The sequence below is a fragment of the Actinokineospora sp. NPDC051303 genome (genome assembly GCF_055586285.1).
The window spans coordinates 1-12,544 of record NZ_JBVJIN010000090.1 but is presented as its reverse complement, the minus strand read 5'-3'; the positions used below and the strand labels follow the sequence as shown (position 1 = coordinate 12,544).

10 protein-coding genes are annotated in these 12,544 nt (G+C 72.5%); 6 read left to right on the top strand and 4 right to left on the bottom strand.

Going from position 1 to position 12,544, the window contains the following annotated elements:
- Positions 1 to 136: 136 nt before the first annotated feature.
- The gene (gene mshC, locus ACZ6SD_RS32290; RefSeq protein ID WP_465320815.1) at positions 137 to 1,375 is read right to left on the bottom strand and encodes a cysteine--1-D-myo-inosityl 2-amino-2-deoxy-alpha-D-glucopyranoside ligase; all 1,239 of its coding nucleotides are present in this window, start codon (positions 1,373 to 1,375) and stop codon (positions 137 to 139) included.
- A gap of 185 nt (positions 1,376 to 1,560) precedes the next feature.
- On the opposite strand from mshC, the gene ACZ6SD_RS32285 reads away from it, so the two are divergent.
- Both ACZ6SD_RS32285 and ACZ6SD_RS32280 read left to right on the top strand, forming a co-directional pair.
- On the top strand, positions 1,561 to 2,706 hold the full coding sequence (locus ACZ6SD_RS32285) for a S8 family peptidase (RefSeq protein ID WP_465320814.1): 1,146 nt from the start codon (positions 1,561 to 1,563) through the stop codon (positions 2,704 to 2,706).
- Positions 2,703 to 2,942: a hypothetical protein gene (locus ACZ6SD_RS32280; RefSeq protein ID WP_465320813.1), complete on the top strand. Its 240-nt coding sequence runs from the start codon at positions 2,703 to 2,705 to the stop codon at positions 2,940 to 2,942. Before ACZ6SD_RS32285 ends, ACZ6SD_RS32280 begins: the two co-directional genes overlap by 4 nt.
- Before the next feature lie 36 nt (positions 2,943 to 2,978).
- Here the strand turns inward: ACZ6SD_RS32280 and ACZ6SD_RS32275 are convergent, their stop codons facing one another.
- Both ACZ6SD_RS32275 and ACZ6SD_RS32270 read right to left on the bottom strand, forming a co-directional pair.
- Positions 2,979 to 4,115, bottom strand: coding sequence for an aminotransferase class V-fold PLP-dependent enzyme (locus ACZ6SD_RS32275; protein ID WP_465320812.1), 1,137 nt, complete (start codon positions 4,113 to 4,115; stop codon positions 2,979 to 2,981).
- A 63-nt stretch (positions 4,116 to 4,178) separates the two neighbouring features.
- Positions 4,179 to 4,952: an ion transporter gene (locus ACZ6SD_RS32270; protein ID WP_465320811.1), complete on the bottom strand. Its 774-nt coding sequence runs from the start codon at positions 4,950 to 4,952 to the stop codon at positions 4,179 to 4,181.
- 203 nt (positions 4,953 to 5,155) lie between these two features.
- Between ACZ6SD_RS32270 and ACZ6SD_RS32265 the strand changes: the two genes are divergently transcribed.
- Entirely contained in the window at positions 5,156 to 6,079 is a 924-nt protein-coding gene (locus tag ACZ6SD_RS32265; RefSeq protein WP_465320810.1) for an anti-sigma factor RsbA family regulatory protein, read from the top strand.
- A 21-nt stretch (positions 6,080 to 6,100) separates the two neighbouring features.
- Here the strand turns inward: ACZ6SD_RS32265 and hrpA are convergent, their stop codons facing one another.
- Complete coding sequence (gene hrpA, locus ACZ6SD_RS32260; protein WP_465320809.1) at positions 6,101 to 10,009, bottom strand: ATP-dependent RNA helicase HrpA; 3,909 nt, start codon at positions 10,007 to 10,009, stop codon at positions 6,101 to 6,103.
- Positions 10,010 to 10,129: 120 nt separating this feature from the next.
- Here hrpA and ACZ6SD_RS32255 point away from each other — a divergent pair, with 120 nt between their 5' ends.
- The 3 genes from ACZ6SD_RS32255 to ACZ6SD_RS32245 all read left to right on the top strand — a co-directional run bounded on the left by ACZ6SD_RS32255 (position 10,130) and on the right by ACZ6SD_RS32245 (position 12,363).
- Positions 10,130 to 10,816: a response regulator gene (locus ACZ6SD_RS32255; protein WP_465320808.1), complete on the top strand. Its 687-nt coding sequence runs from the start codon at positions 10,130 to 10,132 to the stop codon at positions 10,814 to 10,816.
- On the top strand, positions 10,813 to 11,856 hold the full coding sequence (locus ACZ6SD_RS32250; protein WP_465320807.1) for a sensor histidine kinase: 1,044 nt from the start codon (positions 10,813 to 10,815) through the stop codon (positions 11,854 to 11,856). The genes ACZ6SD_RS32255 and ACZ6SD_RS32250 overlap by 4 nt, the downstream gene beginning before the upstream one ends.
- Positions 11,857 to 11,940: 84 nt before the next feature.
- Positions 11,941 to 12,363 carry a DUF6319 family protein gene (locus tag ACZ6SD_RS32245; protein ID WP_465320806.1) on the top strand — a complete coding sequence of 141 codons (423 nt, stop codon included), beginning with the start codon at positions 11,941 to 11,943 and terminating at the stop codon, positions 12,361 to 12,363.
- Positions 12,364 to 12,544: the final 181 nt, after the last annotated feature.

The following is a 12,544-nucleotide window of genomic DNA, read 5'->3' as shown; positions in this document are numbered from 1 at the left end:
CCAGCCGCGCCGGATGCGGCCCCTGACGGCACGGCCGCGACGCCCAAGTACAACACCGGTACGAGCGGCGCCGCGGCCGCACCGCCAGGAACCACCCCGATCACGACTGACACGCACCGGCACTTCGACACAGGCCCTAGAGCGCGACGCCCAGCAGGGCGTCGACGGCGGCCCGGACGGTGGCCGGGGCGTCGCGGTCGTGGCCGTCGCCCGCGAGGGTCCGCGCGGCCCACGCGTCGACCGCGGCCAGCGCGGCGGGGGTGTCCAGGTCGTCGGAGAGGTGGTCGCGCAGCCGGGCGATCAGCGGTTCGGCGGGCTCGCCCGCCGGGGCGTCGAGCGCGGCGCGCCAGCGGTCGGTGCGGGCCAGGCCCTCGTCCAGCACGTCCGCCGTCCAGGAGCGGTCCGTGCGGTAGTGGCCGGAGAGCAGGCCGAGGCGGATGGCCATCGGGTCGACCTTGTCCGCGCGCAGCCGGGAGACGAAGACCAGGTTGCCGCGCGACTTGGACATCTTCAGCCCGTCCAGGCCGATCATCGCCGAGTGCGTGTAGTGCCGGGCGAACGGGTGCTGCCCGGTCAGCGCCTCGGCGTGCGCCGCGCTGAACTCGTGGTGCGGGAAGATCAGGTCTGATCCGCCGCCCTGCAGATCGAGGCCCATGCCCAGGCGGTTGAGCGCGATCACGCTGCACTCGACGTGCCATCCCGGCCGCCCCGGGCCCAGTTCGCTGTCCCAGCTCGGCTCGCCGTCGCGCGCCGCCCGCCACAGCAGGGCGTCGAGCGGGTGGCGCTTGCCCGCGCGGTCGGGGTCGCCGCCGCGGGCGGCGAAGTAGCGGGTCATGGTCGGCTCGTCGTAGTTCGACTCGTAGCCGAAGCGGCCGGACGCGGTGTGGTCGAAGTAGACGTCCGGGTACTGGGCGTCGTCCACCCGGTAGGCGGCGCCGTCGGCGACCAGCTTCGCGACGGCCTCCACGATCTCCGGGATCGATTCGACGGCGCCGACGAAGTCGCGCGGCGGCAGGACGCGCAGCGCGGTCATGTCCTCGCGGAACAGCGCCGTCTCGCGCATGCCGAGCACGACCCAGTCGTCGTGGTCGCGTTCGGCTCGTTCGAGCAGCGGGTCATCGATGTCGGTGACGTTCTGCACGTAGTGCACGTCGTGGCCGTTGTCCAGCCAGACGCGGTGCACCAGGTCGAAGGCGAGGTAGGTGGCGGCGTGCCCGAGATGGGTCGCGTCGTACGGGGTGATCCCGCAGACGTACATCGTCGCGGTGGGGCCGGGCGCGGTGGGGCGCACGCCCCCCGTCGCGGTGTCGAAAAGTCGCAACGGCCGGGGCGCGCCGGCCACCCGCGGCACCGGGTGGGATTGCCAGGTCTGCATGCCCTCGACAGTAAACGTCCGGTTCGCCCGGTCGCGGGCGTGCCACGGGGTGGACGGCGCGGAATAACCGGGCACCAGCCACACGCAGGGCCATTTGTGTGACATCAGTTACACCCAGTGTGAACGACCGATCACACTTGTGAGTGGCGGCAGCGAACGGTGGCAACGGACGAAGGGCTGGGGACATGACGAATCCCGCGCAGGACGACACCACGGGGCGATACCTGGTGCTGCTGGAAGACGACGCGGCGGCGGCCGGGACCGAGGCGCTGGGCAGGCTCGCCGGAATCAGCGCGCCCGCGCCGGACAGCGCTGACGGACTGGTGTTCAGCACGCTCGGCGTCGCCGTGGTCGACGCCGACCCCGACCAGGCCCAGGCGCTGACTCGCGCGGTGGACGAGCCCGGGCCCATCGCGCAGGTGGAAATGGAGCGCCGGGTGTACGCGATCAGCGCCGCGGCCGAAGCCGCGCCCGTGGGCCAGGCCGACGAGAGCGCCTTCACCTGGGGGTTGCAGGCGGTCGGGGCGCACGTGAGCAAGGCGACCGGGGCGGGCATCCGGGTCGCGGTCCTCGACACCGGCTTCGACCTCGGGCACCCGGACTTCGCGGGCCGGGCGGTGACCAGCGAGTCGTTCGTGGCGGGCCAGCCGGTGCAGGACGGGCACGGGCACGGCACGCATTGCATCGGCACCTCGTGCGGGCCGAGGGACCCCGCGTCGGGACCGGGCTACGGCGTGGCGCCGGAGGCGGAGATCTTCGTGGGCAAGGTGCTCAGCGACGAGGGGTCCGGCGCGGACGGCGGCATCCTGGCGGGCATCGCGTGGGCGGTGTCCAACGGCTGCCCGATCGTGTCGATGTCGCTGGGCGCGGCCGTGCGGCCGGGGACGCCGTACTCGCGGACCTACGAGCGGGTCGCGAGTCGCGCGCTGGCCCAGGGCACGCTGATCATCGCGGCGGCGGGCAACGAGTCGCGGCGGCAGGACGGGCGGATCAACCCGGTGGGGCACCCGGCGAACTGCCCGTCGGTGCTGGCCGTCGGCGCGACCGACGTGAACACGGCGTTGGCGTGGTTCTCCTGCGGCACGGTCGACCAGATCGGGGCGGTGGACATCGTGGGGCCCGGCGTGGACGTGCACTCGTCGTGGCCGGGGGGCTACAACCGGATCAGCGGCACCAGCATGGCGACCCCGCACGTCGCGGGCGTCGCCGCGCTGATCGCCCAGGCGACCGGGGCGCGGTCGTGGGAGCTGTGGGCGCGGCTGGCCCAGGCGGCGCGGCGGCTGCCGCTGGCCTCGACCGACGTCGGCGCGGGCCTGGTGGCGGCCCCGTGACCCAGCCGGTCACGGTCACCGTTGACGACGACGGCCTGGCGCGGCTGCCCGAGGTGGTCGCCGCTCTGGAAGCGGCGGGCATGCGCGTGGAGCGCGTGCTCGCCGCGATCGGCGCGGTCACCGGCACAGCGTCCCCGGACGCCCTCGGGGGTCTGCGGGCGGTGGCGGGCGTGGACGGCGTCGAACCCGCGTCGGCGCCGTTGCGTCTGCCCCCGCCGGACAGCGATATCCAGTGAGCGCGTCCAGTGAGCGACGTCCAGTGACCTGGGCGGTCAGCGGCCGTCAACGAGCAGGGCGGCCAGCGCGTGGTAGTCGTCCTCGCGCTGGAAGATGGCCGCGCCCAGCCGGATGTAGGCCCGCCCGTCCCGCCAGACGATCGAGGTCTCCGCGCCGCGGGCGCTGAGTTCGAGGTAGTAGCGGCGGGCGTCGGCGGCGTCGGTGACGAGCCCGGCGGGCAGGGGGACCAGACGCATCAGCGGGGCGTGGTGCGCGCTGGCCTGCCCGTCGGCTCCGACGGCCTCGGCGACGACGCGCACGCCCTTGTCGAGCAGGGCGGCGCTGCCCTCCACCGCGGTCCAGCCACCCGCGTCGCGCCAGAAGGCGAGCGCCTCGGGCAGGGCCATCCAGGCGGTCTGGTCGTTGGTGCCCGCCTCGCCGAACCAGTGCGGGAAGCCAGCGGGGTAGGTCCACGACGGCACCAGCGGGCGCAGCCGGTCCCGCCACGCCGGGGCGGCCCACAGGGCGGCGGTGGCCCGGCAGGCGTAGGCCCACTTGTGGAAGTTGCCCACCCAGAAGTCCACGCCCAACCGGTCGGGGCGCACCGGGACGTGCCCGGGCATGTGCGCGCCGTCGACCAGCACCGGCACCCCGTGCGCCCGGCACGCGTCGGCGATCCCGGTGACCGGCAGTGCGAGCGCGGTGTCGGAGCTGATGCCGTCCACGACCACCAGGCGCGTGGTCGGCCGCAGGCCCTCGGCGAAGGCCAGCGTCATCGCCTCCGGCTCCGCGTCGACCGGGAAGTCGACCGAGCGGACCGTCGCGCCGACCGCGTCGGCCTTGGCCTGACAGGCGATGCGGACCGCGCCGTAACCGTGCTCGGACAGCAGGATCTCGTCCCCGGCGCCCAGCGGCACCGCGGCGAGGACCGTCGCGACGCCTTCGGTGGCGTTGCGGACCAGCGCCACCCCGTCCCCGACGGAATCGCCGCCGAGGAACGCCACCGCGGCGAGCCGCGCGCGTTCGACCAGCTCTGGCGATTCGACCCGGTGAAAGCGCGTCGGGTTGGCCTCGGCCCGCCGCCGGTATTCCGCCCGCGCGGCCAGCACCGCGGTGGGCGCGACGCCGAACGCGCCGGGCGTCATGTGCAGGACGTCGGGATCGAGCGCGAACCTGGGATCATGGAAGGTCACCCTTCGCATCCTCGCAGCGGAGCGGGCCGTCCGGCACGGCCGGATGAGTGACGGCGGCCACGGTCAGCGGTCCGGTGGCGGCAGGTCCGGCAGGTTGCGGTGGACGTCGGCGCGCACGGCGTCCCGGATCTGGTTGATGTTCTCCCGCAGTAGGTCGGAGATCAGCTCGTCGGTGCGCGGGTCGGCGAGCATCTCCAGGATCACCCGCAGGGCGGCGTCGGAGACCGCGCCGACGATCTCGTCGTGGAACGGCAGGCGCCGCAGCCTGCCGATCTGCGGGTCGTCCTTGAGCTTCTCCAGCACCATGGCGCGGATCTCGGCGCGGTTTTCCTCCAGCGCGCTGGACATGTTGCGCGCGTAGTGCCCGGTGCGCAGCACGGACACCACTTCATCGAGCACGGCGACGGTCAACGGCTTCTTGATCACGTCGATGATCACGGTGCCGAAGCGGCGCATCGCCCGGTGCGCGAGTTCCTCCCCCATCGACCGGTCCACCGGCCGGTGCGAGCGGGTGAGCTGCACCCCGATCCGCACGACGCGCAGCAGGCGGAACGCGCGGAACGCCAGATGCGCCACCGGGACCATGCCCACGACGTCGTACCAGTTCACCCACACGAACCGGCGGGTGAACCCGGCCGTCCGCCAGCGCCACAGGAACTCGACGGCGAACACCGCGCACAGCGCCAGGTCGACGCGCGCGATCAGCGCGGCCACCTCGGCAGCGGGCCGCCAGAAGGCGCGGTAGGCCAGCAGTCCGACGGAGAGCAGCGCCAGGGCCAGCATCAGCCAGTCGTCCAGGCTGACCCGCCGTTTCGGCGCGGGGACGGAGATGACCATGAACGAAACCTTTCACGGCCAACCCGCCCCAGGCCACTCGACCCAAGGGCGACGCGCCGATACAGCGAGCGGGTGAATGTGGTCGCCGACGGCGAGCCGCGCGGGGTCGCGGCCCGACCGTGCCCGGTACGATCCCGCCGGTGCGGCTCGGTCCTGTCGCAGGCGGCAGCGTCTACCGCGTCCTGGTCTTATGAGGTGGCTAGTTGACTCCATCCCCGTTCGCGCACGAGGCGCTGGTGTACCGCGACGAGCCCGGCTTTGTCGACGGCGCCGTGCCGTACCTGCGCGCGGGGGTGAGCGCGGGCGAACTCGTGTTCGCGCTGGTGCCGCCCACGGGCATCGCGCTGCTGCGCGACGCGCTCGGCGACGCCGCCGGGCAGGTGCGGTTCCTGGACGTGACCGACGTGGGGCGCAACCCGGCGCGGCTCATCCCGCTGCTGCGCGGGCTGGTCGACGAGGCGGGCGGGCGGCAGGCGCGCGGGCTGAGCGAACCGGCCTGGCGTGGGCGGCCCGCCGAGGAGATGGCCGAGGCGCTGCTGCACGAGTCGCTGCTGAACCTGGCGTTCGAGGACACCGCGGGATTCCGGCTGCGCTGCGCGTTCGACGGCGCGGCCGTGGCCAAGCCGGTGCTGCGCTCCGCCGAGCACAGCCACCCGGTCGTCGTGGACGCCGGGACGCGCCGCATCAGCGTGCGGTTCGACCCCGAGCACGCGCACGCGGAGTTCGGCGGCGACCTGCCCGCCCCCGACTCGGTGTCCGACGTCGTGCACTTCTGCCTGGACGACCTGCCCGATCTGCGTGACCTGGTCGGCGTGCGCGCGGGCGCGTTCGGCCTGCCCCGCGACCGGGCGCTGGACCTGACCCTGGCCACCAACGAGATCGTCACCAACAGCATCTGCCACGGCGGCGAGCGCGGCACCCTGCGCCTGTGGACCGACGGCGACGCGTTCGTGTGCGAGGTCAGCGACAGCGGGCACATCGTGGAGCCCATGGTCGGCCGGGTGGCGCCGCGGCCGTCGGTGCAGGGCGGGCGCGGGGTGTGGCTGGCGAACCAGCTCTGCGACCTGGTCCGCATCCGCTCCGCGGCCGGGACGGGCACCGTGGTCCGCCTGCACGTCCGCCGCTGAGCCGCCGGGGCGGACCAGCGGTCACGGCCGTAGTTGCTCGATCGCCTTCATGATCCGCTTGTCGGAGACCGCGCTCGGCGTGCCGAGGGTCTGGGCGAAGTAGCTGACCCGCAGCTCCTCGATCATCCACCGCACCGCCCGCACCCGGTCGATCTCGCGGGCGCTGGGCCGAAGCTGGTCGAGCAGGTCGTGGTAGGCGTCTTCGAGGTCTTGGACGGTGTGCATCCACGCCGTGTCGCGGTCGGGACGCTCGGGCAGCTTGTCGAGCCTGCGTTCGATGCCGCGCAGGTAGCGCTCCACGTCGAGCAGCCGGCCCACGCCGGTGGCCGTGGCGAACCCGGGGAAGACCAGGGCGGCGAGCTGCTCGCCGATGTCGGACAGGGCCTCGGCGAAGATCGGGCCGGAGGTGCGCGCGAGGCGGTTCTGCACGTCGTTCCAGGCGATCACGACTTTGCGCACCCGGTCGAGGACGTCCAGGGTCGTGGTGATCAGACCCGCGCGCACGGCCTCGCGGACCCGGGCGAACCCGGCCTCGTCCCAGGCCGGGCCGCCCGCGCGGGCGATCAGGTGGTCGGCCGCGGCGTCGACGCAGTCGGCGAGCAGCGCCGGGACGCCGCCGTGCGGGTTGTGCGAGAGGGCGAGCTTGGCCTGGTTGGACAGCGTGCGCACGACCTGCTTCACCGGGGAGGCGACGGTGAGCAGCACCAGCCTGCGGGTGCCCAGCCACATCGCCGCGCGCTGGTCGGGCTCGGTGTCGAACATCCGCACCGCCACGGTCGCGCCCTCGTCCACCAGCGCCGGGTAAGCGGTGACGACCAGGCCGTTCTGCTCGGTGCGGGCGACCTTGGGCAGGGTGCCGATCGTCCAGTCGGTCAGCCCGCGCCGCTCGAGGCTGACCGTCGCCTCGGCCAGCGACGCCCGCAGCTCGCGCTTGAGCTGCTGCTTGAGCGCACCCAAATCCTTGCCCTGGGCCAGAGTCTTGTCGCCGTCGACCACTTGAAACGTGGTCTTGAGGTGGTCGGGGACCGTGTCGAGCTGCCAGGCGTCGCGCGGGATCACGACCCCGGTGAGCGCACGCAGTTCCCGGCCCACCGCGTCGGGCAGTGACTCTTCCGCCTCGCCAAGCCTGCGCACGACAGCCTTGGCGAAATCGGGGACTGGGACGAAGTTGCGCCGCAGCGGCTTGGGCAGCGACCGGATCAGCGCCGTGACGACCTCCTCGCGCAATCCCGGCACCTGCAAGGAGAACGCGTCGCCGTCGAGCTGGTTGAGCACCGAGATCGGGACCTTGGCGGTGACGCCGTCGTCGGCGCGGCCGGGCTCGAACCGGTAGGTCAGCGGCAGTTCGAGGCCGCGCTGCTGGAGCGTGTCCGGGAAGGCCCGCTCATCGATCTCCCCCACGGAGTCGTTGACCAGCATGGACTTCGAGTAGTTGAGCAGGTCGGGCTGCTCGCGCCGGGTCTTCTTCCACCAGGTGTCGAAGTGCCTGCCGGACACCACGTCCGCGGGGATGCGCTGGTCGTAGAACTGGAACAGGGTCTCGTCGTCCACCAGGATGTCGCGCCTGCGGGCCCGGTGCTCCAGTTCCTCGACCTCGGCGAGCAGCTTGCGGTTGTCGTGGAAGAAGTGGTGCCGGGTCTGCCAGTCCCCCTCGACAAGAGCGTTGCGAATGAACAGGTCTCGGGACAGCTCCGGGTCGATCCGTCCATATTGGACTTTGCGGCCCACCACGATCGGCAGCCCGTAGAGGGTCACCTTCTCGGTGGCCACCACCGAGCCCTGCTTCGCCTCCCAGTGCGGCTCGCTGTAGGTGCGCTTCACCAGGTGCGCGGCCAGCGGCTCGACCCACTCCGGCTCGATCCGGGCGGCGATGCGGCCCCACAGCCGCGAGGTCTCGACCAGCTCGGCGGCCATGACCCAGCGCGGCGGCTTCTTGAACAGCGCCGAGCCGGGGAACACCGCGAACTTCGCGTTGCGCGCGCCGAAGTAGTCCTTGCCCGCCGGGTCGCGGAACCCGATATGGGAGAGCAGCCCGGAAAGCAGGGCGATGTGGATGTTCTGCGGCGCGGCGCGCACGTCGTTGGGCGTGATGCCGAGCTGCCGGGCCACCTGGCGGAGCTGGCTGTGGATGTCCTGCCACTCCCGAATCCGCAGGTAGTTCAGGAACTCCGCCTTGCACTGCCTGCGGAACCTGTTGCCGGACAGCTCTTTCTGCTGCTCCCGCAGATACTCCCAGAGGTTGAGGTAGGACAGGAAATCCGAGTCCGGGTCGGCGAACCGGGCGTGCTTCTCCGCCGCGGCCTGCTGTTCGTCCTGCGGGCGCTCGCGCGGGTCCTGAATGGACAGCGCGGCCGCGATGATCATCACCTCGCTGACGCAGCCCGCCTTGTCCGCCTCGATGACCATCCGCGCCAGGCGCGGGTCGACGGGCAGCTGGGCGAGCTTGCGGCCCAGCGGGGTGAGCCGCTTCGCCGGGTCCTTCTCCGCCGGGTCGAGCGCGCCGAGCTCCTGCAGCAGCTGCACGCCGTCGGCGATGTGGCGGCGGTCCGGCGGGTCGATGAACGGGAAGTCGGCCATCTCGCCGAGGTCGGCCGCGCTCATCTGCAGGATGACCGAGGCCAGGTTGGTGCGCAGGATCTCCGGGTCGGTGAACTCCGGGCGGGCGTCGAAGTCGTCCTCGCTGTAGAGCCGGACGCAGATGCCATCCGAGGTCCGGCCGCAGCGGCCCTTGCGCTGGTTCGCCGAGGCCTGCGACACCGGCTCGATCGGCAGCCGCTGCACCTTGAGCCGGTTGCTGTAGCGGGAAATCCGGGCGGTGCCGGGGTCGACCACGTACTTGATGCCGGGCACGGTCAGCGACGTCTCGGCGACGTTGGTGGCGAGCACGACGCGCCGCCCGGTGTGCCGCTGGAACACCCGGTGCTGCTCGGCGCTGGACAGCCGCGCGTAGAGCGGCAGGATCTCGGTGTCGCGCAGGTTCTTCGCGGCCAGCGCGTCGGCGGTGTCGCGGATCTCGCGCTCCCCGGAGAGGAACACCAGGATGTCGCCGGGCCCCTCCGCGCACAGCTCGTCCACCGCGTCGAGGATGCCCTGAGTCTGGTCGCGGTCCGGGTCGGCGTCGGGGTCCTCTGGGTCGACCAGCGGCCGGTAGCGCACCTCGACCGGGTACGTGCGGCCGGAGACCTCGACAATCGGCGCGTCCCCGAAGTGCCGGGAGAACCGCTCCGGGTCGATCGTCGCCGAGGTGATGACGATTTTGAGGTCGGGGCGCCTGGGCAGCAGCCGGGACAGGTAGCCCAGCAGGAAGTCGATGTTGAGGCTGCGCTCGTGCGCCTCGTCGATGATGATCGTGTCGTACTGGGAGAGCAGCCGGTCGTTCTGGATCTCGGCGAGCAGGATGCCGTCGGTCATCAGCTTGACCAGCGTGCGGTCGCCCACCTGGTCGGTGAAGCGGACCTTCCAGCCGACCGTCTCCCCCAGCGGCGTCCCGACCTCCTCGGCGACCCGCTCGGCCACCGTGCGCGCGGCGATCCGGCGCGGCTGGGTGTGGCCGATGAGCCCGGTGACGCCCCGACCGAGCTCCAGGCAGATCTTGGGCAGCTGCGTCGTCTTGCCCGAGCCGGTCTCCCCGGCCACGATCACGACCTGGTTGTCCCGGATCGCGGCGAGGATGTCGGCCCGCCGCTGGCTGACCGGCAGCTCCTCCGGGTACTTCAGCGCGGGCACCGACGCGCGCCGCGCCTCGACCCGCGCCGCGGCCGTGTCGATCTCGGCGGCGATCTTGTCCAGGGTGGCGCGCCGCCTGGCCTCGTCGCGGGTCTTGCGCGCGCCGTCGAGCCTGCGGCCGAGCCGCCGCTGGTCGCGCAGCATCAGTTCGGGCAGACGGGCGCGCAGGTCGGCCAGGGATGCGCTGGTGTCGGTGCTGCTCATTTGCCTCCAGCCTAGGCAATGGCCGCCCGGTGCTTCATCCGGTTTGCCGATCGGGGTGTCTCCACGAAACGTTCACACAGCGCGCGTCACTTGCCCATCGCGCCTGCATAGAGTCACGGCATGGCGAACAAGCGGCGCGTCCTGGTGGTCGAGGACGAGCGGACGATCGCGGAGTCGGTCGCGGCGCGGCTGCGGGCCGAGGGGTTCGAGGTCGACCTCGCCTGCGACGGCCCCGGCGGGGTGGCCGCGGCCGAGCGCACCCGGCCCGACCTGGTGGTGCTCGACGTCATGCTGCCCGGGTTCGACGGGCTGGAGGTGTGCCGCCGGGTGCAGGCGGCGCGCCCGGTGCCGGTGCTGATGCTGACCGCCCGCGACGACGAGACCGACCTGCTCGTCGGCCTCGGGGTCGGCGCGGACGACTACATGACCAAGCCGTTCTCCCCGCGTGAGCTGGTGGCCCGGGTGCACGCGCTGCTGCGCCGGGTGGAGCGGGCAGCGCAGGTCGACCCGGGGGCCGCCGCGATCGTCGTCGGCGACCTGGAAGTCGACCCGGTCGAGCGACGGGTGCGGCGCGGCGGCGTCGAGGCCCACCTGACCCCGATCGAGTTCGACCTGCTCGCGCACCTGGCCGCCCGCCCGCGCGCCGTGCAGCCCCGCGAGCGGCTGCTCGCCGAGATCTGGGGCTGGGGCGACGCCGCGGGCACCCGCACGGTCGACAGCCACGTCAAGGCGCTGCGCCGCAAACTCGGCGCCGACCTGATCCGGACCGTGCACGGGGTGGGCTACGCGTTGGAGGCGCCCCGATGACCAGCGCCGCCCGACTGCTGGAACGGCTGCCCCGGCCGCTGGACCCGGTGCGGTCGATCAAGGTCAAGCTCGGCATCCTGCTGGTCGCCTCCGGCGCGGCGGGACTGGCCTACTTCTGGGCGATGATCGGCTGGCTGCCGCCCACCACGTCCATCACCGGCATCATCGGCGCGCTGATCACCTCGCAGGTCCTCGCGCACGGCATGACCCGCCCGCTGCGGGAGATGACCGCCGCCGTGCGGTCCATGGCCCGCGGCGACTACTCCCGCCGGGTCCGAGTGACCGCCCGCGACGAGGTGGGCGAGCTGGGGCGGGCGTTCAACCAGATGAGCGCCGACCTGGAGGCCGCCGACCGGCACCGGCGGGAGCTGATCGCGAACGTCTCCCACGAGCTGCGCACGCCGATCGCGGCGCTGCAGGCGGTGCTGGAGAACGTGGTCGACGGGGTGAGCGACGCGGACCCGGCGACCATGCGCACCGCGCTCGCCCAGACCGAGCGGCTGGGCAGGCTGGTGACCGAGCTGCTGGACCTGTCCCGGATCGACGCGGGCGCGCACCCGCTTGACCTGGAGTCCGTCGAGGTGGCCCCGCTGCTGGCGGAGGTGGTGGCCGAGGCGGAGGTCAACGCGGCCGCTGCCCGACGGTCGGTCCGGTTCTCCACCTCGGTCTCCCCCGGGTCGGCGACGGTGCTCGCCGACCGGGAGCGGCTGCACCAGGTGCTGGTCAACCTCTTGGACAACGCGGTGCGGCACGGCCCGGCCGACGGCGAGGTGCGCGTCGTCGCCGCCCAGTCCGGCGGGGAGCTGACCCTGGAGGTCCGCGACGACGGGCCGGGCATCGCCGCGGCCGAACGCGACCTGGTGTTCCGCCGGTTCACCCGCGGCGAGCGCGCCAGCGGCGGCGGCACCGGCCTGGGACTGTCGATCGCGCGGTGGGTCGTGGAGCTGCACGGCGGGACGATCGGGGTCGTGGACTCCGCCCGAGGGTGCCGCATCCGCGTCACCCTGCCCGCTGACGGGACGGCGCCGGGCATCTCGTAGCGTGATCGGCCCCGGAGATCTCGAACAGGCGAACGAATGTTCTAATTCAGCCGGTTCACCAGGCGTCGTGAGAGGGAGTGGATCGTGTCCACCGAGACCGAGACCGAGCAGGCGGAGACCGTGGCGGCTTCGACCGAGGCCGAGCAGGCTGCCGCGCCTGTCGAGCCCGTCGAGCAGGCCGCGCCGCCGGTCAAGAAGCCGCGGGCGCAGCGGGCCCAGAGCACCGCGAAGAAGACTCGGACCGTTGAGCTGACTCTGACCGTCACCGGCACCGCTGAGGGTGAGTGGCAGGCTGAGCTGACCCAGGCGGGTAAGCGGATGATGCAGGGTGTGGCGGTTCCGGCCGCTGCGGTGTCTCGTGCGGCCGCTGAGCTGCATGAGGACATTTCCAAGGCTATCGAGGGTGTCCTTGACGCGGCTCGGGAGCAGCACCGGGCGCGGATGGAGGAGCTGGAGGCTGAGCTGTCGAAGGTGAAGGCGGCTTTGGCTGATCTTCAGGACAGCTGATCGTTGGGTGTTTCTCGGGGGCCGTCTTCGTGTGAAGGCGGCCTTCGTTGTGCTGTCTGCCTGCTGGGGTGGCTGGTTCGCGGGGTTTGCTCGATGGGGTGGAGTGGTTTCTTCGGGGCCCCTACGAAGGAAGATCGCCGTGTGAAAGACGGGTGGGAAGCCTTCGGCCTCACACGTGCGG

Coding starts and splice junctions, on each gene's coding strand:
- mshC (WP_465320815.1), bottom strand. CDS start 1,375: ATGCAGACCTGGCAATCCCACCCGGTGCCGCGGGTGGCCGGCGCGCCC.
- ACZ6SD_RS32255 (WP_465320808.1), top strand. CDS start 10,130: ATGGCGAACAAGCGGCGCGTCCTGGTGGTCGAGGACGAGCGGACGATC.
- ACZ6SD_RS32270 (WP_465320811.1), bottom strand. CDS start 4,952: ATGGTCATCTCCGTCCCCGCGCCGAAACGGCGGGTCAGCCTGGACGAC.
- ACZ6SD_RS32250 (WP_465320807.1), top strand. CDS start 10,813: ATGACCAGCGCCGCCCGACTGCTGGAACGGCTGCCCCGGCCGCTGGAC.
- ACZ6SD_RS32285 (WP_465320814.1), top strand. CDS start 1,561: ATGACGAATCCCGCGCAGGACGACACCACGGGGCGATACCTGGTGCTG.
- hrpA (WP_465320809.1), bottom strand. CDS start 10,009: ATGAGCAGCACCGACACCAGCGCATCCCTGGCCGACCTGCGCGCCCGT.